The organism is Reyranella humidisoli, from assembly GCF_019039055.1.
Taxonomy (GTDB): domain Bacteria; phylum Pseudomonadota; class Alphaproteobacteria; order Reyranellales; family Reyranellaceae; genus Reyranella; species Reyranella humidisoli.
In genome coordinates, this window is sequence record NZ_JAHOPB010000002.1 from 446,252 (window position 1) to 470,931 (window position 24,680).

Consider the following 24,680-nt stretch of genomic DNA (forward strand, 5'->3'; position numbering starts at 1 on the left):
TCCGATGTCCTATGTCGATGGCTTCGTTCTCGTCGTGCCGAAGAAGAAGCTGGCTGCCTACACGAAGCTGGCTCGCCTGGCCGGCAAGGTCTGGCGCGAGCACGGCGCCCTCGACTATCGCGAATGCGTCGCCGACGACCTCAAGGTCAAATTCGGCTTGCCGTTCACCAAGCTGGTGAAGGTCAAGGCGGGCGAGACGATCATGTTCTCCTACATCGTCTACAAGTCGCGATCGCATCGCGACAAGGTCAATGCCAAGGTGATGGCCGACCCGCGCATGCAGGAGCCGCCCAAGGACATTCCGTTCGACATGAAGCGCATGGCCTATGGCGGCTTCAAGACGATCGTCGCTTAGCTGCCTGGGATGCGGACGATAACGGGACGACTGCCCTCGGGGATGATGGGCGCTACGTCCGCGTAACCACTTCATGACGAAGATACGCGATGCGCTCCTTGTGTGTGCAGCAATCTTGATTGGGCCGGTGGCGGCGAGTGTTCCGGCGGCTGCCGATGCGCCGAGGGTCGGGATCGCTTCGGCAGTCGCGGGCGATCCGACGGGCAAGCCTCCGGACGAAGTTGAACGCCTCCTGCATGTCGGCCTCGACGTCCAGGCGGGAGAGGTCATCACCACCGGCGCCGCCGATCGTGCCCATCTCCTGTTCCTCGACGGCACGGCGCTGACGATCAGCAGCCAGGCACAGGTCACACTCGACAGGTTCGTCTACGATTCGGACAGGAAGCTGGGCGAGCTTGCCGTCACGGCAACGAAGGGCGTGTTCCGGCTGGTCGGCGGCAAGATCAGCAAGAAGACACCCGTCGTCGTCACGACGCCCTCCGGCACGATCACCATTCGCGGTGGCATCGCGATGTTCAGCGTCGAGCCGACGAAGACGACCGCGACCTTTGTCTTTGGCTACGAGATGACCCTGACGAGCCAGGGGCGCACCCGAAGCGTGACGGCGCCGGGCTTCCAGGTCAGTGCGATGCGCGGCCAGTCGCCCGGTATGGTGTCACGCGTGGAGCGGGCTGGGCTCGCCGACAGTATCGGCAGGCTGGAAGGAAACGGCGGCAAGCGCGACGGCAGCGGCGACCGCGCGGTGAAGGCGGCGGGTCTTGCGGAGGCCAATTCTGCGAAGGGTCCGAACTCGACGGGCCCCCTGCAGGGTGGGCCGGCACCGGCTCCGCAGGGGCCTGGCGGACCACCCCGTCCGGGCGGCTTCGAGCAGGGACCCGGTCCGATGCCACCCCAACCCCTGGCGGGCGGAGGCGCACCACGCCCCGCGCCATAGGCGCTACTTCACGGCTATCAGGCGTATGCCGCCGAGTTCGCGCTTCGAGATGAGTTCGACGAACCGGATGTAGGATTCGTGGAATGCGTCGTGGCCCATCGGCGTGCCGGCGGCGCGGGCTTCCTCCCGAAGTCGCCGATACATGGCTAGCCGTTGCTGGAGGATCGGTCCCCATTCTTGGGTCAGGTCGGTAGCCGCTTCGACCTGGAAGCCCGCAGAGCGGGCGATGGCGCCATAGGACGCCAGCGTCTCCAGGGGCTGGATCGCCATGCCGTCCCACATGAGGCTCGCGTCCTGCGCGGAAAGCGGCTTGTTGGCGATCCAATCCGTCATGGCCAGGCGTCCGCCTCTCCGCAGGACGCGGAATGCCTCCGCAAGTGTCTTCGCATGATCGGGGACATGGCAGAGCGCTTCCTGGCTCACCACGACGTCCATGCTCTCGTCCGCCAAGGGGACGTCCATCACATTGCCTTGCCGGACGCGGGCACGGTCGTGCAGACCAACCAGTGCGATGAGTTCCTGCGCGGCGGCGACACGCGACGGTGTCAGTTCGATACCGGTCACGTCGGCGCTGTAACGGTGCGCGAGGTAGCGTACGGTGCCGCCGAGGCCGGCGCAGAAATCGGCGACCTCGGTGCCGGGCCCGATCGCCGCGGCCGCCGCCAGCGCATCGGTCGCGGCGATGCCGCCATAGTGATCCTGATCGTGTGGCCAGAGTTCCTCCGGCGCGACGCCATCGAGATGGCCACGCGCCGCGCGTAGCTTCGCCTTGATGATCTCCCCAGACATCGGATGCCGGTCGTAGAAGTAGATCGCCTGGGCAGTCGCGTCGTTCATGGGCTCCCCTGGCCGGAGCACCCGACCTTTATTGCTCTGCCGGAAGCATCTTCAGGATCGCGCCCTGCGCGTCAAACGGTCAGTCCGGCGTGACGCCGAAGCGGCGCTGCCAGAAGTCGCGGGAGCGCCGTTCGCCGACGTCGCAGCCCAGCTCGTATTCGGGGCGCACGAATCGGGTGTAGTCCTCGTCGGCCTTGACGGCGCGGCGCGCTCCGCCGGACTGCGCCAGTTCAACTCCGTCGCGCGCCGCCCCGAGATCGCCGATGTCGAAGTCGTTCAGCGGACCGATGTCGGCCACTTCCTGGAGCAGCTTCTTGCGGATGGCGCGGGGAAAATCCTCGAAACTGCGCGCCACCTCGACGAAGGAGCGCGGGCCGCCGGTTACGCAGTGCAGGTAGTACTGGTCGAGGTCGTCCTCGGCCGGGAAGCCGAAGGGGTTTGGCCGGCCGTTCATGATCGGCAGCCCGTTGATGATGATCCGCTCCTTGAGCGCGTCGCGGCGAATGTCGGTGACCAGTCCGCCATCGTTGTTCGAGCCGTCGCCCGAAATGTCGAGGACCTTGCGCTCGGCCTCGTACGGGATTCGGCCGTACATCGGGATGGCGTAGCGGATCGCACCGCTGATCGAGGTCCGGCGCGAGATCGAGATCGGCGCGTCCGCGAGCCGATTGGTGAAGGCCGCGATGGCGGCTTCCGAATCGAGCAGGGTCCAGTCCACGAGCAGCTTCTGAATCCAGGAATCGGACCATTCGAAATAGGCCACGGCGATGCGGCCATGATTGCCGCCGAGGATCGCCTTGACGATGACGGGATCGCGGAACGCCTCGACGTAGCCTTCGCGCTGCAGCCTGGCTTCGTCGGGGTCGATGCTGCCGGAGATGTCGATGGCCAGCACCAGCGCGAGGTCGACCTCCTTGCGGTCCTGCGCAGCCGCCGGCAGCGCCAGGAAAAGAAGGGCGATCAGACCAACCAGTCGGGCCACGGCGACCTCCGCGTTCGAGTACGCTTTCGAGGCAAGAACCATACCGCCCGACGGAAGCCCGTGTCAGCCGCGCACTGGACGGGCCATGGCGACGGTCGCTAGCCTCCCGGGAAAGTGAAAAGGGAGCAGGCTGATGGATCTGGCGCTGAGCAGGGAAGACGAAGCCTTCCAGGACGAAGTTCGCCGTTTCCTCGACGAGAACCTGACCGAGGACCTGCGGGAGGCGGGTCGCAAGACCGGGGGCGTATTCGCCGACTTTGCAGCCGGTCTGCGCTGGCACCGGATCCTGGCGCGTCGCGGCTGGTCGGCCTCGAGCTGGCCGAAGGAGCATGGCGGCACCGGCTGGAGCGCGACGCAGCGGTATATCTTCAGCCGGGAGTGCACCGCCGCCGACGCGCCTCGCATCTTCTCGATGGGCCTGCGCATGGTCGGCCCGGTGATCATGAAGTTCGGCACGCCGGAGCAGAAGGCCAAGTACCTGCCGCGCATCCTCTCGGGCGACATCACCTTCTGCCAGGGCTATTCCGAGCCCGGCTCGGGCTCCGATCTCGCCAGCCTCAAGACCCGCGCGGAGCGCGACGGCGACGACTACGTCATCACCGGCACCAAGATCTGGACGACCGGCGCGCATGCCGCCGACCACATGTTCTGTCTGGTGCGGACTTCGACCGAGGGCAAGCCGCAGGACGGCATCTCCTTCGTTCTGATCGATTCGATGAAGACGCCCGGCCTTTCGGTTTCGCCGATCCTGACTCTGGCCGGAGACCACGAAGTCAACCAGGTGTTCCTCGACAATGTCCGGACGCCGGTTGCCAACCGGATCGGCCCCGAGAATGCCGGCTGGACCGTGGCCAAGTATCTGCTCGAGTTCGAACGCGGCGGCGACGCCTATACGCCGAACCTCCATGCCCGCCTCGACGACGTGAAGCGGATCGCACGCGAGGAGGCGGCCGACGGATCAGGTCGGTTGATCGAGGAACGCGGCTTCGTCGAGCGACTGGCGGAGACCGAGATGGAAATCCAGGCACTGGAGATGATCGAGATGCAGGTCCTCTCCGATCTGAGCCAGGGCCGCAATCCGGGCGCCATTTCCTCGGCGATGAAGATCCGCGGCAGCGAGACGCTGCAGAAGCTCGACCATCTCGGCGTCGAGGCGCTTTCGTGGTACGCCGCCCCCTTCGAGCCTGAGGCGCGGGAGCTCGGTCACAACGAGCCGACCGTGACGCCGGCCTGGGGCATCACGGCGATGCCGCTCTATCTCAACAATCGCGCCTCGACGATCTATGCCGGATCCAACGAGATCCAGCGCAACATCATCGCCAAGGCGGTGCTGGGCCTGTGAGCCTGGCCAGGAGGGGCTTGTAAGGTGACAATTCACTGCACATCTGTAGGGCTATGACCGATCCCTATTCCGTCCTGGGCGTGCCGAGGACCGCCTCCGAGGACGACATCCGCAAGGCGTTCCGCAAGCTCGCCAAGAAGCATCACCCGGACCTCAATCCCGGCGACAAGGCGGCCGAAGCCAAATTCAAGGAAATCGGGCAGGCCAACGACATCCTCTCCGACTCCGAAAAGCGGCGGCGCTTCGATGCCGGCGAGATCGACGGGACCGGCCAGGAGATGCCGCCGCGCGGGTTCTATCGCGACCAGGCGGGTGGCCGTGGCGGCAAGTACGAGCATGCGGCCGGTCACGATTCTTTCGTCGACATGGGCGGCGTCTTCTCCGAGATGTTCGGCGAGCGCCGCGGTCGCGGCGGCTTCGACATGGGCGGCATGCCGGTCAGCTACAGTCTGCGCGTTCCGTTCCTTTTAGCCGCGCGCGGGGGCAAGCAGCGTGTCACGCTTCCCGATGGCAAGACCCTAGACATCGACGTGCCGGAAGGCACGACCGACGGCCAGACCCTGCGGCTCAAGGGGCAGGGCATGCCGGGTTCCCAAGGCCGGCCGCCCGGCGACGCCTATGTCGAAATCCACGTCGATCCGCACGCCTTCTTCCAGCCGAGAGACAACGACATTCATGTCGAGCTGCCGGTCACGGTCACGGAAGCCGCGCTCGGCGGAAAGGTGAAGGTGCCGACCGTCGGCGGCGCGGTGATGCTGAACGTCCCGGCCGGTTCGAACACGGGCACGTCGCTGCGACTCAAGGGGCGCGGCCTGCTCGACCGCAAGTCCGGCCAGCGCGGCGACCAGTATGTGAAGCTTAAGGTCGTGCTGCCCGAGACGCCGGACGAAAAACTGAAGGAGTTCCTCGCGGGCTGGGAAGCGGGTCGCAGCTACGATCCGCGCAAGGAGATGGAGCAGTTCACATGACGACCCTGGACGACCTGCTGCGCCAGCATGGCCGCCTTACGGCCGTTCACGTCGAACGCTGGGTAGCCCGCGGCCTGCTGCGGCCGGCCGGCGGCGGCGATGGCTGGAACTTCGAACAGATCGACGTTGCGCGCGCCCGCCTGCTGGGTGAGCTGGTCGACGAGTTGGGCTTCGACGACGAGTCTGTCGAGACCGTGGTCGATCTGGTCGACCAGGTCCATACCCTGCGCCGCCAGCTCGATCTGCTGGGCCGCGCGATTGCCGAGCAGCCCGCCGCGACGCGCGAGGCTATTGCCGTCGCGCTCGACCGCCTGTCGCGGCGCTAGCCTCAGGCAGCGGCCCGGCCGAGGGCGCGCATCCTTTCGAAGTGGCGGGCCATCGCACCGGGCTTAGCCGACGCGACACCCCCCACGATCGTGTCGCGCACCGGCGCGTAGCCGACGAAGCCCAGGATGTTGCGCTTCAGGTTCTTCACCGCGTGCGCGCGGAAGTACCAACGGTACACGAACGCAGGCATGCCCATGGTGACGACGATCCGGGCGCTGCGCCCGCCGAGGTTCTTCTGCGGAAAGCCGCTGGGTCGATAGGCGAAGGCGAAGCCCGGCCGCAGCGTCTGCTCGAAGAAGCCCTTGAGCAGGGCCGGCATGTCTCCCAGCCACAGGGGGAAGATGACCAGCAGGTGATCGGCCCGCCGGATCGCCTCCTGCGCCGCCGCGATGTCGGGTGGAACCGTGCCGGTCTCGAAGTCGGCCTGGGAGCGGAGCAGGCCGAATTGCAAGGTCCCGATGTCGAGCCTTTCGACCGTGTGGCCGCCCGACACGGCACCCTCGGCATAGGCGTCGGCAAGAGCGCCGCACAGGCCCTTGCGGGTGGTGTCGGGATGGCCGTTGAGGATCAGGATGCGCGAGCCCATGCGCACAACGCTCGCATGGGCAGACAATCCGTTCCTTGACGTGGATCAGACGCGTTCGTTCTGGCGTCGGCCGGTCAGGCGATCAACTCATTCCGGCTGGACGCCGGCGCGCTTCACGGCGTCGCCCCAGGCGGCGCAGCCGGTTTTCATGATCTCGCCCATCTCCGCGGGCGTGGTGCCGGTGGCGATCAGGCCCATGTCGAGGAGCTTCTCCTTGCCCTCGGGTGTCTGGACCAGTTTGCGGATTTCCGCACTCAGCCGCTCGACGATTTCCTTCGGCGTGCCGGCCGGCGCCATGATGCCGTTCCAGCCGGTCAGGTTGATTTTGTAGCCCGCCTCCTCGAAGGTCGGGACGTTGGGCAGGCGGGGCCAGCGCTGGGCGGAGGTGACCGCCAGCGGCGTCAGCTTGCCGCCGTTGATCGCGCCGCCGCTGGCGGCCAGGTCCTGGATGGTCATCGGGATATGGCCGGCCACGACGTCCTGCACGGCAGGCGCCGCGCCCTTGTAGGGGACATGGGTCATGTCGAGCTTCTCGGCCTGGTTCAGCATCTCGCCCCAGATGTGCGAGGACGAGCCGGTGCCGAAGGAAGCGAAGTTCACCTTGCCCTTGCGCTCCTTGGCCCAGTCGACGAAGTCCTTCACCGTCTTGAGGCCCAGCGAAGGGGGCACGCTCATCGCCAGCGGGGCGAGGCCATGCTGGGTCACTGGCACGAAGTCCTTGAAGCCGTCGTAGGGCATCTTCTTATAGACGTAGGGATTGATGCACATCATCGACGAGTTGACGTAGACGAACGTGTAGCCGTCGGGGGGTGCGTTCTTGACGATCTCGGCGCCGACCATGCCCTGGGCGCCAGCCTTGTTCTCGACGATCACCTGCTGGCCGAGCACGCCCGATAATTTTTCGGCGAAGTAGCGCGACGCCACGTCGGTCTGGCCGCCCGGAGGATAGGGTGCCACGAGTTTGATCGGCTTGTTGGGCCATGCCGACTGGGCGAACGCCGAGCCGGCGAACAGGATGAGTGCGCCCGCCAGCGCGGCGACCGATTTCTTGGACATGCGTTTCTTCTCCCTTTGGAGCGACCCTAGCGGGAGCGGAACGCGCTGCCAATCGTCAGGCCGTGACGAGTTTTACCGGGATGCGCAGATAACTCTGTCCATTGTCGTCAGGCGGAGGCAGATGGCCGGCGCGGATGTTGACCTGCACCGAGGGGAGCAGGAGGACGGGCGCCGCCAGCGTGTCGTCGCGCTTCTTTCGCATCGCGACGAACTCCGCTTCCGTCACGCCGTCATGCACATGGACGTTGCGCGCTCGCTCGTCGGCGACGCTGGTTTCCCACGCATACCGGTCGCGTCCCGGGGCCTTGTAGTCGTGGCACATGAACAGGCGTGTCTCCGCTGGCAGGGACAGGAGGCGGCGGATCGACCGATAGAGGGTTGCCGCATCGCCACCCGGAAAGTCGGCGCGGGCGGTTCCGTAGTCGGGCATGAAGATCGTGTCGCCCACGAATACGGCATCGCCGATCCGGTAGGCGACGTCGGCCGGCGTATGGCCGGGGAGATGCATCACCTCGATCGCGAGGTTGCCGAGCGGCAGCGTCTCGCCGTCCGCCACGAGCCGGTCGAACTCGCGTCCGTCGTCGCTCACGTCCGAAGCGTTGAACACCTTCCTGAAGATCTTCTGCACGTCGCGGATGTGCTCGCCGATGACGACGCGGGCGCCGGTTCGCGACTTCAGCAGGGGGGCCGCCGTCAGGTGGTCGGCATGGGCATGCGTTTCGAGGATCCAGTCGATGGAAGCCTGTCGTTCCGCGGCCTTGGCCAGGACGCGCTCGGCCGACGCCGTCGAAGCCTTTCCGGACTTGTGATCGTAGTCGAGGACCGGATCCACGATCGCGGCGCGCCTGGTCTCCGGATCGGTCACCAGATAGGTGATCGTGTAGGTCGCCTCGTCGAAGAAGGCGTCGATGATCGGCTTGGTGGGCATGATTTCTCTCCTTGGGATGCTTGACATATATATTAGTAAGATCTAAATTAGCAATATCTAAAATGAAGACGACACAAAACATCGATCCCAAGGCGCTTCAGGCGAAAGCCGGCGAAGTGGCCGACATCCTCTCGGCGCTCGCCAACGATCGCCGTCTCCTCATCCTCTGCAAGCTCGTGGAGGTGGGGGAGGCGACCGTCGGCACGCTCGCGGCCGAGGTCGGCCTGTCGCAGTCGGCGCTGTCCCAGCATCTCGCGCGTATGCGGGAAGAGGGGATCGTCGCCTTCCGGCGCGAGGCGCAGACCGTCTGGTACCGGATCGGGGACGCTCGGATCGAGATGCTGCTGTCGACGCTTCATCGTCTCTATTGCGCGGATTGAAGAACCGCACGGAAAGGAATTCACATGTCTCTGCAAACCATCGACGCTGCCACCGCTCGCCGCCTCGTCACCGAGGGCGCAGTTCTCGTCGACGTGCGTGAGTCCGACGAACGGGCACGCGAGCACATTCCCGGTACCCGCCACGAGCCGCTGTCGGCCCTGCGCCGCGTCGAAGCGCCAGGCGCGAAGGCGGTCATCTTCCACTGCCGCTCCGGCGCACGGACCGGCGCGAATGCCGGCCGGCTGGGCGAAGCCGCCGGCTGCGAGGCCTATCTCCTGGAAGGCGGGCTCGAGGCCTGGAAGAAGGCGGGGCTCCCGGTCTCGACCGATCGCAAACAGCCGATCGAGATCATGCGTCAGGTCCAGATCGTGGCCGGAAGCCTGGTGGTGCTCGGCGTGGTGCTTGGGCTCCTGCTTGCGCCGCCCTTCTTCGCGATCTCGGCCTTCGTCGGTGCCGGCCTCGTCTTCGCCGGCAGCACCGGTTGGTGCGGCATGGCCAAGCTGCTGGCGGTGATGCCCTGGAACCGCGCGGTGCGGAAGGCGCTGGCGTGATGTTCGCCCCGATCGCGGCGCTCGCCTCGGGCGGTGTGGTCGGCCTGGTGCTCGGGCTGATCGGCGGTGGCGGCTCCATTCTCGCCGTGCCGCTGCTGCTCTACGCCGTCGGCATGCCGTCGGCCCATATTGCTATCGGGACCGCCGCGGTCGCCGTTGCGGTCAATGCGGCGGCCGGGCTGGCGCTCCATGCGCGCAAGGCGCCGATCCGCTGGCCCTGCGCCATCGTGTTCAGCCTGGCCGGCGTCGGCGGCGCGTTTGCAGGCGCCGCGTTCGGCAAGGCGGTCGACGGACAGAAGCTCGTCGCTCTGTTCGGCGTGTTGATGGTCGTCGTTGGCCTGATGATGCTGCGACCCAAGGACAAGGGCGGCCGGACATCGGCCTGGCTGACACGTGAGAATGCCGCACACATGCTGCCCCGCCTCGTGCTGCTGGGCGCGGGAGTGGGCCTCCTGTCGGGCTTCTTCGGGATCGGCGGAGGGTTCCTGATCGTCCCCGGCCTCATCCTGGCGACCGACATGAAGCTCGAGGACGCGACCAGTGCCTCGCTGGTTGCCGTCACCGCCTTCGGACTTTCGGCGGCGACAAGCTACGCATGGTCGGGGTTGGTCGACTGGAACGTGGCGGGTCTGCTGATTGCAGGCGGCGTCGCGGGAGCGTTGGCCGGTACGAAGGCCAACGCCATCCTGGCGCGTCGCAAGGGGGCATTGACGATGCTCTTTGCCGTCTTTGTGATCCTGGCGGGCCTCTACGTCGGAGGTCGGGGGCTTTTCGACCTCCTGCAGGGCTGATCAGCCTCGTCGTTGCAGGGCCGTCCAGACCTTGGCGGCCGTGAGCGGCATGTCGATGTGGCGGACACCGAAGGGCCGTAGGGCGTCTAGGATGGCATTCGCCACGGCCGCCGGCGCCCCGTTGGTCGGCAACTCACCGACACCCTTGAAGCCCAGGATGTTGTTGGGCGACGGCGTCGCAATCGTCTCGACCTGGAACAGGGGCACATCGTCGGCGCGGGGCAGGGCGTAATCCATCAGCGTGCCGCTCAGGAGTTGGCCGCTTTCCTCGTCGTAGAGAGCTTCCTCCATCAGGGCATTGCCAAGCCCGTGCACGATGCCGCCATGCATCTGCCCGGCCAGCAGGCGCGGGTTCACGACCGGACCGCAGTCCGCGACGGCTATCAGGCGGTCGACCCGGGTTTCCCCGGTTTCGGGATCGACCTCCACCTCGCAGACCATCACGCCCGTCGGGAAAGATTCGATCTTGTCGGCGAACCGTGCATCGCCGTCGAACGGCTTCCAGGCCGCCAGTTCGAACAGGCCGACGCGCCGGTCGGTACCCACGACCTCGAAGGCGCCATCGCGATAGGCGATGTCGGCCGGCGATGTCTCCAGTCTTTCGGCGGCAAATTCGCGACCGCGCTCGATCACCACGTCGGCTGCGCGCTTCAGCGTCGTGCCACTGATGATGGTCGAGGACGAGCCGCCGGTCCCGCCACCGTGCGGGATGCTCCGCGTATCTCCCTGTTTGATCTCGATGCGCTCGACCGGAACGCCGAGTGCCGCGGACAGGATCTGCCCAAAGACAGTCTCGTGGCCCTGACCCTGGCTCTGCGTGCCCACGCGTGCGACCAGTCGGTCCGCCTCTACATTGACCACGACATGTTCGTCGGCGATGCCGCCGGTGCCGTGCAGGTGGCAGGACAGGCCCAGACCTCGATACTTTCCTGCCTCTTCGCTCGTGGCGCGCCGGGCCGCGAAGCCCGACTCATCGGCGGTCGCGAGCGCGGTTTCGAACAGCCGGGTGCAATCGGCGGCATCGTAGGTGTAGCCGCTCGCGGCCGCGTAGGGCATCTCGTCGAAGCGCAACAGGTTGATGCGCCTCAATTCGACGGGTGTGCGGCCGGTCTCGTGTGCGGCGAGGTCGACGAGTCGCTCCAGCAGGAACAGCGCCTCCGGCTTGCCGGCACCGCGGATGGCATCGACCGGCACGGTGTTGGTGAAAACGCAGTCGAAATCGACGCGGATCGCGGGAATGCGATAGAGGCCGGAAATGACCTTCGCGAGTCCCGTGGTGGGAATGGTCGGCGCGAACATCGAGACATAGGCACCGTAGTTGGCCTCGGCCTTCACACGCAGGCCAAGGAAACGACCCTCGGCGTCCAGCGCCAGGTCCGCCGTGGCGACGAGGTCGCGCGCATGACTGTCGCTCTGGGAAAGCTCGGCGCGCTCGCAGCTCCAGCGCAGGCCGAGGCGGAGCTTCCGCGTGGCCCAGGCGATCAGGGTCGACTCCGCCGAGATCGGGTACTTGGGGCCGAACCCGCCGCCCACGTCCTCCGTGATGAGGCGCAGCTTGTCTTTCGGAAGGTTCAGCACGCGCTCGCACATCAGGCGGTGCGGGATCTGCACGCCCTGGGAGGAGAGGGTCACGGTCACGAGATCGTCCGCGGCCTCATAGCTCGACCAGGCCGCGCGCGTTTCCATGTAGTGCACGATCTGGCGCGGCGAGCGAATGGAGAGCGTCGAGACATGGGCCGCGCGCGCGAAGGCAGACTCCGTTGCGGCCCGATCGCCCTTGCCCCAGCGGCACATGAGATTGCCCGGAACGTCCTCGTGGACCAGCGGCGCACCAGGCGCGAGCGCCTGCGCCGCGGTGACGACCGCGGGCAGGACCTCATAGTCGATGGCGAGGGCCTCCGCGGCGTCGCGTGCCTGTTCCAGCGTTTCGGCCACGATCATGGCCACGATGTCGCCGACATGCCGGACCTTGCCGACCGGCATGGGAAGGTGAGCGGGCTCACGGTGGCGGTTACCGGCCTCGTCCTTGAGTTCGCTGATGGCGGGCAGGTGCCCCACCTTGTCGGCCACGAGATCCGTGGCCGTGAAGATTGCGGCGACGCCCGGAAGGGCCAGTGCGGGATCCTTGTCGATGCCTGCGATATGGGCATGCGCATGCGGTGAGCGCAGGAACAGGACATTCAGGGCATTGGCTGGCGCTGTGTTGGCGGCATATCGCCCGTGCCCCGTCAGGAAGCGTCGATCTTCACGACGCGTGATCGATTCGCCGAGCTTGAGCATGGAACTCATCGGGCCGATGCAGGCAAAAGGGGCGCGCGGTGCCCGGGGGGACGGCTTGTTGTAGTCTTTGCCACCAAATGCTCTCAGTCGTTTGTTAGGGAGCTTTATACACCGGTTCCGGCAAGTATCATCGACGATGAAATCTAGGTTTTGGATCAAGTCTGCTTTGGCAGTGGCCCTGGCGATACCCGGCGCCTCGTCGGTCGGCCACGCTCAGGTGCCGGCGGAGCGGACGACGCTTGGGCGGGCGATCGAACTGGTCGACGCGCACCTAGACAAGGCCCGGCACGAGTCGAACGCCGACCTGAAGCGGCGTCAGCAGATCGAGGGTTATCTCGCGCTCCTGTCGCTCCCCTCCAACCATCGCCAGTACGAGGCCGCGGACAGGCTGAGAGCGATCGACGAGGCGCTGGGCGACAAGCCCGTGTCGGGCGATCGCGAAGTGATCGAGGGCGGGCTGAACGTCGTGAAATCGCAGGCGGAAGAACGCGACGACCTGCAGCGCATCTTCCTGGTCGACCGGCAGTATTCCGGCCTGTCCTCGGGCGAAGGCGTCAACCAGCAGTATTTCTGGCAGCTCATGCGCGCCAACGATCCCGACGCGATGACCTGGTACTTCCAGTCGATGCAGCCGGGCGTCGTCGAAACCGCGGGCATCGTCAATCGCGGCCTGGGTATCAGCCTCTTGTGCCAGCACGGCTACAGATCGCTTGCCCGGCAGGTGGCGATCCGTCTCACGGAGCCCGAACTCGACCATACGATCGGCCCACGCCTGGCCGACCTCGGCGCCACCACCGAGGCTGAACAGCGGGCGAACCGCACCATGACCCAGACGACCCGCCGCGCGCCCGCCGGGCCGGAGATCCTGATACGGCTCGCGGTCGCCGCAAGCCGCCGCGGCGACGGCGCGGAGGTCGAGCGTCTCGCCCGCAAGGTGATCGAGGCCGTCGAGCCGCGCCAGTTCTCGCCCGAGCGCCGGGTCTCGACGGACTACGGCGATTGCGACTGGACCGTCGGTCGCGACTTCGCGCGGCGCTGGCAGGAGCGCAGCATCTACTGGCAGTCGGCCTTCAAGTTGACGGCCGAGCCTTCCGGCACGACGCCAGGGCGTCCCTACCTGGTGGCGCTCGCCGAGTCGGTCGCCGGCGCCGGTGGAGGTGACCGCTCCGTCGAGCTGATCGACCAGTTGATTGCCATCTTCGACAAGAGCGCCCGCGAGAACGGCATCGATCTCACCAATGCCGCGATCCTCGCCGCCGACACCGAGGGCGATGCCGCGCGCCGCGGGAATGCGCCTGTCCTCGCGTGGCACTGGACCCGGCAATCCCTGATCCTGGCCCGCGTTGCGGCCGGCGGGGCCATCGACGAGGTTCCCGCGAAGGCTCTCGGTCTGGATTGGGCGATTGGCTTTCTGGCCTCGTATCCGCATTCAGGGTTGGCACGACGCATCGGTGACCTGTCCGAAGCGGAGCGGCAGAGTGTCGAGCGGATGAACCCCAGACTTCTCGGCCGTCTCCAGCTCATGGCGCTGGTGCTGGAAGGCAAGACCGCCGACGCCCAGGCGCTGATCGAGTCGGATCCGGCTGCGGTCGAGTTCGACGGGTCACGCATCGTGCCTCTGATCGAGGCGCAGGAGAATGCGGGCCTGCGGCCGCGCGCCATCGCCTCCCTCGACGCCTATCTCGGGGTTTTCCCCGCCAAGGACCTGGCGGCACTTCGCCTTCTGCTCATGCAGGGGCAGACCGACAGGGCGAAGAGCATGCTCAGGGCATTCGTCGCCGGCGGAGCCGGAGCATTCGGTGTCTCGGACATCTTCGTCGGCGTCATGCTGTTGCGCGAGCTGGGCGACGACATGGATGTTCCGACGCTCGTCGGCCTGCGCAAGGGCGCGGACGCACTCGAAGCATCGCGGCGTCTGGTGGAGATCGTCGATGCGCTTGCGTGGGACGGGAAGTCGACCGAGATCGAAGCCGCAACACGCCAGCTACCCCGCGAAGTCGCTCAACTGTCGGCAAAGGACACTGCGTGCCTGCGCGACACGTTGCAGGGCCTGCTGTCGGTTTCGCTGGCGCGGCGCGGCGCGCTGGAGGAAGGCATCCGGCTGGTCGCCGATCGCAAGCTCGAGCAACGCCAGCTCTGCTGGGCTGGCCGCGGCTACGACAGCAAGCCGATCTTCGATGTTCGCTTTCTGGTGCAGGAATGGGTCCGGCGCGGCCACGCCGCGCCGTAACCCTTCATAGCCCTCAGGCGGCCAGCGCGTCGCTGATCACCTTCAGGGCGCTGTCGATGTCGGCCTTGTTGACGTCGAGATGCGTCACGGCACGGATGCGGTTGCCGGCGGCAGTGCCCATGCCGACGCCGCGCTCCTTGCAGGCCTCGACCAGCCGCGCCGGCGTCCAGCCGGGCTTGTTCACCTCGAAGAAGACCAGGTTGGTCTCCATGCGCGGCACGTCGATCTTCAGCCCCTTGATGTTGGCGATGCCTTCGGAGAGATGGCGGGCATTGTCGTGATCCTCGGCGAGCCGGTCCCAGTTATGCTCCAGCGCGTAGAGCGCGGCGGCGGCGATGATGCCGGACTGGCGCATGGAGCCACCCAGCATCTGCTTCTGGCGCCAGGCCTCGTGGATGAACTCCTTCGATCCCGCCAGGCTGGCGCCGACCGGCGCACCCAGGCCCTTGGTGTAATCGAGCCAGAGCGAGTCGACGCAGGCGGCGTAGTCGCTCGCCTTGGTGCCGGACTGCACGCAGGCATTGGCCAGACGCGCGCCATCCATGTGCAGGCTGAGGCCGGCGTCGCGGGCGACCTTGGTGACGCCCTGCATGGTGGCGAGCGGCCAGACCGTGCCGCAGCCGCCGTTCGACGTGTTCTCGATCGACACGAGACGCGAGCGCGGGGCGTTGCGGCTATTGGGGTCGCGGATCGCTTCCTTGACCTGCTCGCCGGTGAACACGCCATAGGGACCGTCGACCATGCGGATCATGACGCCGGCATTGGCGGCGGTGCCACCCGACTCGGCATTGATGATATGCGCCGTGCGGTCGGCGATCACCTCGTCGCCCAGCCGGCAGTGCACGCGGATGGCGATCTGGTTGCCCATGGTGCCGCTGGGCAGGAACACGGCGTCTTCCTTGCCGAGAAGCTCGCAGATGCGGTCGCGCAGGCGGTTGACCGTGGGGTCTTCCATCTTCTGCTCGTCGCCGACTTCGGCGTCGGCCATGGCCTTCCGCATTCCGGGCGAGGGCTTCGTCTTGGTGTCGCTGTAAAGGTCGATGAAACGGTTTTGCATGGCGTGTTCGGATCTCCTGAGCCACCATAGCGGCAATCGCCAAAGGGATGAAACATGAGCCAGTTTGCGGCCCAGCCCACAGCTTCGGTAATGCCCGAGGAGCTGCTCTACGCCGTCGACGGTACGATCGCGACCGTCACGCTGAACGCGCCGCAGCGCATGAACACGATTTCAGGCCCGATGCTGAGGCAGCTCACCGATGCGCTGGTGAAGGCCAACGAGGACCGTGCCGTCCGGGTGGTGATCCTGACCGGCACCGGCCGCGCCTTCTGCGCCGGCCTGAACCTCGAGGCGCAGAACAAGGGCACCGACAATCTCAGCGTCGGCTCGGGCGCGACGCCGACCAACATCGATCTGCGCAACACACCGCCGCCGGTCCTGCATGCGATGGACAAGCCCGTGATCTGCGCCCTCAACGGCTCAGCCGCCGGCTACGGGCTCGACTTGGCACTCGGCGCCGACATCCGCGTGATGGCGCAGTCGGCCAAGCTCGCGGCGTCCTATGCGAAGCGGGGCGTCCTGCCCGAGTCGGGCGGTACCTGGTACCTGCCGCGCATGCTGGGCTGGGCAAAGGCGGCCGAGCTGATCTTCACCGGCCGCACGCTGAGCGCGGCCCAGTCGCTGGAGATCGGCCTGGTGAACCGGGTCGTCGCGGACGGGGAGGTGATGGGCGCGGCGCGTGAACTCGCGCTGGAGATTGCCGCCAATGCGCCGCTCGCCATCCAGGCCGCCAAGAGGATGATGCGCATGGCGTGGAACGAACCCTTCAACGAGCATGTCCATCATGTCTTCCTGCAGCTCCTGCCGCTGATGCAGACGGAGGACATGAAGGAAGGCATCACGGCCTTTCTGGAGAAGCGGGAGCCCAACTTCACGGGCCGATAGCGCTGCACCGGCACTGAAACGTGCTGGCGGCATGATGGACGTCATCGGCCAGATCAAGGACGGCGATTCGAGGATCAAACTCGACGGCGATTGCGTCTTCGAAGGCAAGCTGACGAAGAAGTAACCCGTCAGCCCATCACGATCGCCACGCGGCCGGTGACGCTGCGCTCCAGGAGCGCACGCATCGCCTGCGGCGCTTCGGGAAGGGCGAAGGTGCGGTCGACATGCGGCCGGCAATGCCCCTGCTCGCACCAGCCGCGGATGCGCTCGGCGAGAGCGTAGGTGCGCGGCGCCTCCTCGAAGCGTGCATCCTGCGGGCTCCAGCCGACATAGTAGCCGTAGTTGAAGCCCATCACGGCCAGCGTCTTCACCAGCAGAATGTTGGCCGGGATCTGCGGGATCGTGCCGCTGGCAAAGCCGATGGGGCAGATCCGTCCGCCCACCGCCATGCAGCGCAGGGATTGCGTGAAGACATCGCCGCCGACCGGATCGTAGACGCGATCGACGCCACGCCCGCCGGTGATCTTGAAGACCTCTTCCCGGAAGTCGGTCGCGTTGTAGTCGATCACGTGATCGGCACCGTGTGCCTTCGCGAACCCGGTCTTGCGCGGGCCGCCCGCCGTGGCGATTACCGTCGCGCCCAGGATCTTGCCGATCTCGACCGCCGCCATGCCGACGCCACCGGCCGCGGCGTGCACCAGCAGTGTGTGGCCGGATTGCACGTCCAGCGCCTCGGGCCAGGTCAGGGCGCCCGCCGAGGTCGGATAGGAGATGGCGAGCTGGATTGCCTCGACGAAGCCGACGTTGCGCGGCTTGGGGAAGACGTTGACCTCGTGGGCCACCGCCTCCTCGGCCAGTCCGCCCCAGTCCAGCACGGCCACGACCTCGTCGCCGACCTTGACACGCGTGCAGGCAGGATCGACCTCGGTGACGATGCCCGACGCCTCGGTGCCGGGAGCGAAGGGGAACGGCGGGCGGCGCTGGTACTTGCCCGCGATGATCAGGGTCGTGGCGAAGCTGACACCCGCCGCCTTGATCCGGATCCGTACCTGACCGGTCTTCAGCGGCGGGGAATCGATCTCCTCCAGCCGCAAGTCTTCGGGGCCGCCCCATTGGCGGCAGATCATGGCCTTCATGAGGTGCTTTCTATCAGGCGTCGAGGGCGCCGACGATGGCAATGGAACAGACATTGCGTGCCGGAAAACCGCCAAGGTTGTGAGTGAGGCCGAGGCGGACGTCGGGACGCTGCCGGGCGCCGGCGCGGCCCTGGAGCTGGAGATACATCTCGTAGATCATGCGGATGCCGGAGGCACCGATCGGGTGGCCGAAGCATTTCAGGCCGCCGTCGATCTGGCACGGCACCTTGCCATCCGAATCATAGAAACCGTCGAGCACGTCCCACACCGCGCCACCTTCCGGCGAGATGAACAGGTCTTCCAGCGTCACCAGTTCGGTGACGGAAAAGCAGTCGTGGCATTCAACCAGGCTGAGCTGCTCGCGCGGCCGGTCGATGCCGGCCTCGCGGTAGGCGCGTTGGGCGGCGACGCGGGCCGTCGCGAAATAACTCCCGTCCCAGCTGTTGTGCTGCTCCTCGATGCCATTGGAGCCCGCGATCTGGAGTGCCTTGACCGAGACGATGCCCTTCTTGCCGAGACTGCGTGCGATCTCGGGCGTGGTGACGATGGCGGCGGCCGCGCCGTCGCTCACGCCGCAGCAATCGTAGAGGCCCAGCGGATCGGCGATCAGCGGCGCGTTCAGCACGTCGGCTTCGGTGATCGCACGCTGCAGGTGTGCCTTTGGATTCTTGACGCCATTGGCATGGCTCTTGACGGATATGTGGGCCATCGCCCGCTTGAGGTCGTCCCGGGTGACGCCATGCTTGGCGCGATAGGCCGAGGCGAGCTGGGCGAAGCTGCCGGGGGCCGTGAGGTTCGCCCACCAAAGCGGCGGCGTCGATCCGGCATTGAGCCCGGGCAGGCCGCCGAACCCGGTGTCCTTCAGTTTTTCGACCCCGAGCGCCAGTGCCATGTCGCAGGCGCCGGCCGCGACGGCATAGACCGCCGACCGGAAGGCATCGGAGCCGGACGCGCAGTAGTTTTCCACGCGGCTGACGGGGATGTAGTCGAAGCGCAGCGTCTCGGAGAGCGGCAGGCCCGACTTGCCGACATGGACCTCGTCGAGGCACGTCGCAAGCCAGGCAGCATCGATCTGCTTGCGTTCGATTCCGGCATCGCCGATTGCCTCCTCGAAGGCGCCGACCATCAACTCCTCGGCGCCCTTGTCCCAGTGCTCGCCGAAGCGCGTACAACCCATGCCGACGATGGCGACCTTGTCGCGAATCCCAGAGGCCATGCCAATGTCTCCCTAGCCGAGTTGCACCGGCAATCTCTTGACGCCGCGCAGGATGAGCGAATCGTGCCATTCCGGGTCGCCGCCGGAAAGCCGGACGTGGGGCAGTCGTTCCGCGAGCCGTGCTGTCGCGATCTGCGCCTCCAGACGGGCGAGCGGCGCGCCAAGGCAGAAGTGGATGCCGTGACCGAAGGTGACGTGCGGGTTCTGCGACCGGCCGATGTCGAACCGCTCGGGATCGGCGAAGGCCTCGGGATCGCGGTTGGCCGAGTTCATGAAGGCGAAGAGGCGCTGGCCTTCGCGAATCCTCTTGCCGCCCATCTCGAGGTCCGCCGCGGCGACACGGGCGAGGGCACCCGAAGGGCCGTCGTAGCGCAAGTACTCCTCGACCGCGCTCTCGGCCAGGGACGGATCGGCGACCAGCCGCTCCCACTGGTCGCGATGTCGCATCGAATAAAGGAAGCCGTTGCCGATCAGGTTGGTAGTGGTCTCGTGGCCCGCGAACAGGAGCAGGATGCAGGTGCCGATGATTTCATCGGTCGTCAGCGCATCGCGATCGTCGCGCGCCAGGACGAGGTGGCTGATCAAGTCGTCGCGCGGCCCTCCGGTGCGATCCTCGACCAGCGCGCGGAAATAGTCTGACATGGCCTTGGCGCCGGATTCGGCCCGCAGATACTTGTTTCCGGCGACCTGCGCGGTCCCGATGAACAGCGCGATGTCGTCGGACCAGACTTTCACACGGCCGAGATCGGCGCGCGGCACGCCCAGCAGGTCCATGATCACGGAGGCGGGAAGCGGATAGGCAAAGTCGGCGATGTAGTCGACGGTCTCGCCGCGTCGGGCCTTTGCTTCCATGCCGTCGATCAGGTGGGTGACTATGCTCTCGATGTTGGGCCGCAGGTTGGACACCGAGGTCGGCGTGAAGGCCTTGTTGAACAGCCGCCGCAGCCGCGTGTGGTCGGGCGGATCCCGGAACACCATCCAGTGATTGAGATAGCGGACGAGACTGTCTATCGAGCCGCGCTGGTGTTCGGGGTTGGCCCTGAAGAAGGGCGTCAGCCGGTCGGCGGAGATCTGCCTGTTGTTGAGCGCCACCTGCTTCACGTCGGCGTGGCGCGTGATGATCCAGGCCTTCATGGCCGGCGACCAATGGATCGGATCCTCGGCCCGCAGGCGCGCGAATTCCGGGAAGGGATTCGCGTTGGTCGCGGGATTGCCGAGATCGAAGACGTAGGTCACACGGCGAGGCTAGCGCCACGCGGTTTACCAAACAAGCGTTTGGTCGATAGAATGTTCCATGTCCCGTAAGACCTTGATGGCCGTCTCTGCCCGCCTGTTTGCCCGTGGTGGCTTCGATGCCACTTCGATGCGCGACATCGCGGGCGAGGCCGGGATGCTTGCGGGTTCGATGTACTATCACTTCCCCTCGAAGAACGACCTGATCGCGGCGGTCTACGAACAGGGGGTGGCGGAGATCGGCAGTGCGGTCGATTCCGCCCTAGCGGAGCGGGAGGCGCCCTGGGCCCGCCTGGAAGCCGCCTGCGTGGCGCATCTGGAATCACTGCTTGCCGACCGTGCGCACGCGGCCGTCATGACGGCCGATCTCAGCCGTCTCGATCCCAAACTGCGCCGACGGCTGGTGACGTTGCGCGACGGCTACGAGCGGCGCTTCGTCGATCTGGTCGCCGCCCTCCCGCTCGCGCCCGGCACCGATCGCACCCTGTGGCGTTTGCAGCTTCTGGGCGCGCTGAACTGGACTCCGACCTGGTACAGGGTGGATGGAAAGTCACCAGCCACGATCGCCCGCGCCCTGGTGGCAGCGCTTCGAACATCGGCCGCGGAGGCTTCATGAGCGTAGGAATTCGATACGTCCTGCCAGGTGACGAGGCGCTGTTCGACCGCATCTCGCCCGATGTGTTCGACCATCCGGTGGAGCGCGCCCAACTCTCCCGCTATCTCGTCACGCCGGGACACCATCTCATCGTGGCGATCGTGGATGGGCAGATCGTCGGTCAGATCGCCGCCGCGGTGCACTATCATCCGGATGGACGTCCGACCGAACTGTACATCGACGAAATAGGGGTGACGCCTGCGTTCCAACGGCAGGGAATTGCCCGCAGGCTGCTCGATGCCATGCTCGCGCTCGGCAGGGAGTTGGGGTGTCGGGAAGCCTGGGTCGGTACCGAGCACGACAATGTCGCGGCGCGGGCTCTTTACGAACCCGGCAGTGAGCCGCCCGAGAGCTTCCTCATGTACGAGCTCAGGCTCTAGACGGGTACGCAGAGATGCGGCGACAGCAAGCTCGCTTAGGCTCCGTACCTTCAGGTCCTACTTCGTCCACGGTCCGAAGGGAGGCATGTCCTTCGAAGGCCTCAGCGGGAAGTTCGGCGCGCGCTTTTCGAAGAACGACTTGATGCCCTCCTGCGCATCGGCGCCGGCCGCGAGATGGCCGACGCATTGCAGGTCGAGCGTCACGGCGTCGATCGGATCCTGCGCGCCCCACATGCTCCACATCAGCCGCCGGTTGACCGCGGCGGCGACCGCGGAGGAGGTCGAGGCGGCGAACTTCGCCGCCAGCGCCTGCGCCGCGGGCAGAAGTTCTTCCGGCGGATGGACCGACCGGACGAGGCCGCCTTTCAGCGCCTCGTCCGCGCCGAACAGCTCTGCCGTCATCACCCATTCCTGCGCCTGCTGCATGCCGACGAGACGCGGCAGGAACCAGCAGCTCCCGGCCTCCATCGCCATGCCGCGCTTGTTGAAGACGAAGCCGATCCGCGCACTGCTCGACATCATGCGGATATCCATGGGCAGGCACATGGTGATGCCGACCCCGACCGCGGCGCCGTTGATCGCCGCCACGATGGGCTTCAGGCAGTTGAAGATCGCCAGGGTGATCGAATCGCTGGCTTCGCGCTTCTGCGGCTTGTTGCCGTCGTTCCACACCTGAAAGGCTGACGTGCCACCCGAGATGTCGGCGCCGGCGCAGAAGGCCCGGCCGGCCCCGGTGACGACGATGGCCCGGACTTCATCTACCGTATTCACGCGCTGGAAGAAGTCGATGAGTTCCCGGCTCATCGTGGTCGAGAAGGCGTTGAGCTTGTCGGGACGGTTGAGCGTCACCGTCATGACGCCGTCCACGAGGTCGGTCAGCAGGGTCTCGTAGTCCATGGTCGAAAGGCCTCCCGGCTTGGTTCCGCCCAGCAAGACGGAATGTCGTTGCGCGACTCATTGGTTTGGGAAACATTCGCCGCAACACTCGCCAACTGCAATCCCGGAGGAAGCCGATGTCACACCTGATCAAGACCGTCGAAGACGGCGTCATGAAGATCGTCCTGAACCGCCCCGACGCCATGAACGCGCTGAGCCGCGACATGATGCAGGCGCTTTCCGATTCGCTCGAGGAAGCGGCGGGCAGCCGCGCCATCGGTTGCGTGGTCGTCCGCGGTGCGGGCGAGAAGGCCTTCTGCGCCGGTGGCGACGTGAAGTCGATGGCCGCGGGCCGCGACCATGACAAGACCTATGAGGACAAGGTCCACGACATCCGCGAGCGCATGAAGGTCTCGGAGCTGCTGCATGAAATGGGCAAGCCGACGATCGCGATGGTGAACGGCGTTGCCGCCGGCGCCGGCCTGTCGCTGGCCCTCGCCGCCGACATGCGCTTCGTCGGCAAGAGTGCGCGCATGACGACAGCCTTCGCCAAGGTCGGTTTCTCCGGCGACTTCGGCTCGCATTACTTCCTGCACAAGCTGGTGGGCACGTCGAAGGCGCGCGAACTCTACTTCACCGCCGAGATCCTGAACGCCGACCAGATCGAGAAGCTCGGCCTCGCCAACCGCGTCGTCGACGACGCCAATCTCGATGCCGAGACGATGGCCTTCGCCAGGAAGCTGGCGGCCGGACCGCGCGTCGCCTGGTGGCACGTGAAGAAGAACATGAAGGTCGCGGAAGAGGGCACGCTGTCCGAGGCGCTCGACAGCGAGGCCGCGCGCATGATCCGTACCGGCGAGACCGAGGATCACAAGGAAGCGGCCCGCGCCTTCGTCGAGAAGCGCGCGCCGGTTTTCAAAGGCAAATAGGCTTCTTCAAGGGCGCCTGATCTTCAGCCAGGCGGCAAGGCGGGCCAGCGCGCCCGCCAGGCCGCTTGGCATCGCCACCATGGCGGCGATCAGCAGCACGCCATAGAGCAGGGCCGAGAAGCCCTTGCCCAGTCCGGCGGTGACGTCGGGGAAGAACTGCAGGAAGAGTCCGCCCAGGATTGCGCCGGCCAGCGACTGCATGCCGCCGATCACCAGGCCGAACAGCATCTGGACCGACAGCGCAAAGTTGTAGCTGCCGGGTCCCACGAATCCGAATTGCCAGGCCGACAGGCAGCCCGCTATGGCGATGTAGGCGCCGGCGATTGCTGAGGCGAGAGCGCGCGCCTGCGGAACGCGGATGCCCTGCGCCTCGGCCGACACCTCGTTGTCGCGGGCGGCGCGTAACGCACGGCCGGACCGGCTGTGGATCAGGTTGTGCGCGAGCCACATGCCGGCGCCCAGGATCGCGAGCGACATCAGGAAGGCCCAGCGATCGTTGCTGAGCAGATCGGTGGGCGGGGTGGGGAAGTCGAGATAGAGGCCCTGTACGCCGCCGGTCCACTGCTCAATGAGGCGCCATCGCAGAAGCTGTGGAAAGGCGATGGCAAATGCGTAGGTGACCAGCGCCTGCGTCCAGAGGCTGTGCCTGCCGGCGACGCGGCCCACGCCGTAACCGGTCGCGAAGCCCAGCAGTGGCGCAAGCAGCAGACCGGCGTAGGCCGGGAGCGACGTATGGGCCCCCAGCATGGCCGCGCCGTAGCCGCCAATGCCGAACAACGCCGCCTGGGCGAAGGAGAACTGACCGCTGATGCCGCAGAGGATCACCAGTCCCATGAGCGCAATGGCCCAGATCGCCGCCTGCGTGAAACGGAAGACGATGAAATCCGGCAAGCAGAAGGCGAGGGCGGCCGTTGCCACGAAGCCCATGGTCCACACGGTCCGCATGGCGTTACGATAGCCGGTACAACAACCAAATGGGAGCGAAGCGATGAGACTGAGGCAATGCGTCTTTGTCTGCAAAGACCTGGAGAGCTCCGCGGAGGAGCTGTGCGACATTCTCGGTATCGAGGTCGCCTATCGCGATCCGGGCGTCGCCAAGTGGGGGCTGGCCAACGTGGTCTGTCCGACCGGCCATGACTTCCTCGAAATCGTGGCGCCCTTCAAGGACGGCACCTCGGCCGGCCGCTACATCGAGCGTCGCAAGGGCGATGGCGGCTACATGGTGATCCTGCAGGTGCCCGATGCGGCGGCAGAGCGCCAGCGCGTCACCGCGCTCGGCGTTCGAGCCGTGGCCGAGAAGGACCTGCCGGAGTACCAGTACACGCACTTCCATCCCTCGGACACGAACGGCGTGCTGCTGTCGCTGGATACGACGTTTGCACCCAAGGGTACCGATCCTGCCCTGTGGTGGCCGCCCGCCGAAAGGGACTGGCTGACGCACGCGCGCTCCGACGTGACGAACGGTCTGGCGGGTGTCGAGATCCAGCATGACGATCCCGACGGCGCCGCCGCTTCGTGGTCGAGGATCCTGAACCGGCCGGCGGTCGACAATATCATCCGGCTCGATGGATCGCAGATCCGCTTCGTGCCCGCCGTCGACGGGCGCGGACCCGGCGTCTCGGCCTACGACGTGACCGTCGTGGATCGCGAGCGCGTGCTGGCGGCTGCCGAGAAGCGTGGCCGCAAGCTCGGGCCGGCTCAGGTCGAGGTCTGCGGCTGCCGCATCAATCTCGTCTAGGACAGCGAGGGCAGGGAGAGGCGACAT

The 24,680-nt window shown here is 66.4% G+C and carries 26 protein-coding genes; 14 read left to right on the forward strand and 12 right to left on the reverse strand.

The window, feature by feature from the left end; all coding sequences use genetic code 11:
• The first annotated feature begins 4 nt into the window (after positions 1 to 4).
• Positions 5 to 355 (forward strand): DUF1428 domain-containing protein, encoded by a 351-nt coding sequence (locus tag KQ910_RS20530; protein WP_216964750.1) that lies wholly within the window; start codon positions 5 to 7, stop codon positions 353 to 355.
• 127 nt (positions 356 to 482) lie between these two features.
• A complete protein-coding gene (locus tag KQ910_RS20535) occupies positions 483 to 1,289 on the forward strand; it encodes a FecR family protein (RefSeq protein WP_216964752.1) in 807 nt (268 codons plus the stop codon).
• 3 nt (positions 1,290 to 1,292) lie between these two features.
• Here the strand turns inward: KQ910_RS20535 and KQ910_RS20540 are convergent, their stop codons facing one another.
• Together KQ910_RS20540 and KQ910_RS20545 are read right to left on the reverse strand one after the other, a co-directional pair.
• Entirely contained in the window at positions 1,293 to 2,126 is an 834-nt protein-coding gene (locus tag KQ910_RS20540; RefSeq protein WP_216964753.1) for a class I SAM-dependent methyltransferase, read from the reverse strand.
• A gap of 79 nt (positions 2,127 to 2,205) precedes the next feature.
• Positions 2,206 to 3,108 carry a DUF1194 domain-containing protein gene (locus KQ910_RS20545; protein WP_216964755.1) on the reverse strand — a complete coding sequence of 301 codons (903 nt, stop codon included), beginning with the start codon at positions 3,106 to 3,108 and terminating at the stop codon, positions 2,206 to 2,208.
• Between the two features lie 133 nt (positions 3,109 to 3,241).
• Here KQ910_RS20545 and KQ910_RS20550 point away from each other — a divergent pair, with 133 nt between their 5' ends.
• The 3 genes from KQ910_RS20550 to KQ910_RS20560 are packed head-to-tail and all read left to right on the forward strand — an operon-like array spanning position 3,242 to position 5,744.
• On the forward strand, positions 3,242 to 4,450 hold the full coding sequence (locus KQ910_RS20550) for an acyl-CoA dehydrogenase family protein (RefSeq protein ID WP_216964757.1): 1,209 nt from the start codon (positions 3,242 to 3,244) through the stop codon (positions 4,448 to 4,450).
• Between the two features lie 53 nt (positions 4,451 to 4,503).
• Positions 4,504 to 5,418: a DnaJ C-terminal domain-containing protein gene (locus tag KQ910_RS20555; RefSeq protein ID WP_216964759.1), complete on the forward strand. Its 915-nt coding sequence runs from the start codon at positions 4,504 to 4,506 to the stop codon at positions 5,416 to 5,418.
• Complete coding sequence (locus KQ910_RS20560) at positions 5,415 to 5,744, forward strand: chaperone modulator CbpM (RefSeq protein WP_216964760.1); 330 nt, start codon at positions 5,415 to 5,417, stop codon at positions 5,742 to 5,744. The genes KQ910_RS20555 and KQ910_RS20560 overlap by 4 nt, the downstream gene beginning before the upstream one ends.
• A gap of 2 nt (positions 5,745 to 5,746) precedes the next feature.
• Here the strand turns inward: KQ910_RS20560 and KQ910_RS20565 are convergent, their stop codons facing one another.
• The 3 genes from KQ910_RS20565 to KQ910_RS20575 form a co-directional block, all read right to left on the reverse strand.
• Positions 5,747 to 6,331 (reverse strand): NAD(P)H-dependent oxidoreductase, encoded by a 585-nt coding sequence (locus KQ910_RS20565; protein ID WP_216964762.1) that lies wholly within the window; start codon positions 6,329 to 6,331, stop codon positions 5,747 to 5,749.
• Between the two features lie 87 nt (positions 6,332 to 6,418).
• On the reverse strand, positions 6,419 to 7,387 hold the full coding sequence (locus tag KQ910_RS20570; RefSeq protein WP_216964764.1) for a Bug family tripartite tricarboxylate transporter substrate binding protein: 969 nt from the start codon (positions 7,385 to 7,387) through the stop codon (positions 6,419 to 6,421).
• 55 nt (positions 7,388 to 7,442) lie between these two features.
• A complete protein-coding gene (locus KQ910_RS20575; protein WP_216964766.1) occupies positions 7,443 to 8,315 on the reverse strand; it encodes an MBL fold metallo-hydrolase in 873 nt (290 codons plus the stop codon).
• Positions 8,316 to 8,377: 62 nt separating this feature from the next.
• On the opposite strand from KQ910_RS20575, the gene KQ910_RS20580 reads away from it, so the two are divergent.
• Genes KQ910_RS20580 through KQ910_RS20590 form a run of 3 tightly spaced genes read left to right on the forward strand, consistent with a single transcriptional unit; the run spans position 8,378 to position 10,038 of the window.
• Positions 8,378 to 8,695 carry an ArsR/SmtB family transcription factor gene (locus KQ910_RS20580; protein ID WP_216964768.1) on the forward strand — a complete coding sequence of 106 codons (318 nt, stop codon included), beginning with the start codon at positions 8,378 to 8,380 and terminating at the stop codon, positions 8,693 to 8,695.
• Positions 8,696 to 8,719: 24 nt separating this feature from the next.
• Positions 8,720 to 9,247, forward strand: a complete 528-nt coding sequence (locus KQ910_RS20585; RefSeq protein WP_216964770.1) for a rhodanese family protein — start codon at positions 8,720 to 8,722, stop codon at positions 9,245 to 9,247.
• A complete protein-coding gene (locus KQ910_RS20590; protein WP_216965810.1) occupies positions 9,247 to 10,038 on the forward strand; it encodes a sulfite exporter TauE/SafE family protein in 792 nt (263 codons plus the stop codon). The genes KQ910_RS20585 and KQ910_RS20590 overlap by 1 nt, the downstream gene beginning before the upstream one ends.
• Here KQ910_RS20590 and KQ910_RS20595 read toward each other — a convergent pair whose 3' ends face one another.
• A complete protein-coding gene (locus KQ910_RS20595; protein ID WP_216964772.1) occupies positions 10,039 to 12,327 on the reverse strand; it encodes a xanthine dehydrogenase family protein molybdopterin-binding subunit in 2,289 nt (762 codons plus the stop codon).
• Between the two features lie 127 nt (positions 12,328 to 12,454).
• Here KQ910_RS20595 and KQ910_RS20600 point away from each other — a divergent pair, with 127 nt between their 5' ends.
• Entirely contained in the window at positions 12,455 to 14,548 is a 2,094-nt protein-coding gene (locus KQ910_RS20600; RefSeq protein ID WP_216964774.1) for a hypothetical protein, read from the forward strand.
• A gap of 13 nt (positions 14,549 to 14,561) precedes the next feature.
• Here KQ910_RS20600 and KQ910_RS20605 read toward each other — a convergent pair whose 3' ends face one another.
• The gene (locus tag KQ910_RS20605) at positions 14,562 to 15,605 is read right to left on the reverse strand and encodes a threonine aldolase family protein (RefSeq protein WP_216964777.1); all 1,044 of its coding nucleotides are present in this window, start codon (positions 15,603 to 15,605) and stop codon (positions 14,562 to 14,564) included.
• Positions 15,606 to 15,659: 54 nt separating this feature from the next.
• Between KQ910_RS20605 and KQ910_RS20610 the strand changes: the two genes are divergently transcribed.
• The gene (locus KQ910_RS20610; RefSeq protein WP_216964779.1) at positions 15,660 to 16,490 is read left to right on the forward strand and encodes an enoyl-CoA hydratase/isomerase family protein; all 831 of its coding nucleotides are present in this window, start codon (positions 15,660 to 15,662) and stop codon (positions 16,488 to 16,490) included.
• 128 nt (positions 16,491 to 16,618) lie between these two features.
• Here KQ910_RS20610 and KQ910_RS20615 read toward each other — a convergent pair whose 3' ends face one another.
• The 3 genes from KQ910_RS20615 to KQ910_RS20625 are packed head-to-tail and all read right to left on the reverse strand — an operon-like array spanning position 16,619 to position 20,078.
• The gene (locus KQ910_RS20615) at positions 16,619 to 17,626 is read right to left on the reverse strand and encodes an NADPH:quinone oxidoreductase family protein (protein WP_216964781.1); all 1,008 of its coding nucleotides are present in this window, start codon (positions 17,624 to 17,626) and stop codon (positions 16,619 to 16,621) included.
• A gap of 13 nt (positions 17,627 to 17,639) precedes the next feature.
• Positions 17,640 to 18,842, reverse strand: coding sequence for an acetyl-CoA acetyltransferase (locus KQ910_RS20620; protein WP_216964783.1), 1,203 nt, complete (start codon positions 18,840 to 18,842; stop codon positions 17,640 to 17,642).
• Positions 18,843 to 18,854: 12 nt separating this feature from the next.
• Positions 18,855 to 20,078, reverse strand: a complete 1,224-nt coding sequence (locus KQ910_RS20625) for a cytochrome P450 (RefSeq protein ID WP_369408404.1) — start codon at positions 20,076 to 20,078, stop codon at positions 18,855 to 18,857.
• A 58-nt stretch (positions 20,079 to 20,136) separates the two neighbouring features.
• On the opposite strand from KQ910_RS20625, the gene KQ910_RS20630 reads away from it, so the two are divergent.
• On the forward strand, positions 20,137 to 20,691 hold the full coding sequence (locus KQ910_RS20630; protein WP_216964785.1) for a TetR/AcrR family transcriptional regulator: 555 nt from the start codon (positions 20,137 to 20,139) through the stop codon (positions 20,689 to 20,691).
• A complete protein-coding gene (locus KQ910_RS20635; RefSeq protein WP_216964787.1) occupies positions 20,688 to 21,110 on the forward strand; it encodes a GNAT family N-acetyltransferase in 423 nt (140 codons plus the stop codon). The genes KQ910_RS20630 and KQ910_RS20635 overlap by 4 nt, the downstream gene beginning before the upstream one ends.
• A gap of 57 nt (positions 21,111 to 21,167) precedes the next feature.
• Here KQ910_RS20635 and KQ910_RS20640 read toward each other — a convergent pair whose 3' ends face one another.
• The gene (locus KQ910_RS20640) at positions 21,168 to 22,007 is read right to left on the reverse strand and encodes an enoyl-CoA hydratase-related protein (RefSeq protein ID WP_216964790.1); all 840 of its coding nucleotides are present in this window, start codon (positions 22,005 to 22,007) and stop codon (positions 21,168 to 21,170) included.
• Between the two features lie 116 nt (positions 22,008 to 22,123).
• On the opposite strand from KQ910_RS20640, the gene KQ910_RS20645 reads away from it, so the two are divergent.
• Positions 22,124 to 22,915, forward strand: coding sequence for an enoyl-CoA hydratase (locus KQ910_RS20645; protein ID WP_216964792.1), 792 nt, complete (start codon positions 22,124 to 22,126; stop codon positions 22,913 to 22,915).
• 6 nt (positions 22,916 to 22,921) lie between these two features.
• Here the strand turns inward: KQ910_RS20645 and KQ910_RS20650 are convergent, their stop codons facing one another.
• Positions 22,922 to 23,860: a branched-chain amino acid ABC transporter permease gene (locus KQ910_RS20650; protein WP_216964794.1), complete on the reverse strand. Its 939-nt coding sequence runs from the start codon at positions 23,858 to 23,860 to the stop codon at positions 22,922 to 22,924.
• Between the two features lie 43 nt (positions 23,861 to 23,903).
• Between KQ910_RS20650 and KQ910_RS20655 the strand changes: the two genes are divergently transcribed.
• Positions 23,904 to 24,653, forward strand: a complete 750-nt coding sequence (locus tag KQ910_RS20655) for a VOC family protein (protein ID WP_216964796.1) — start codon at positions 23,904 to 23,906, stop codon at positions 24,651 to 24,653.
• Positions 24,654 to 24,680 lie beyond the last annotated feature (27 nt).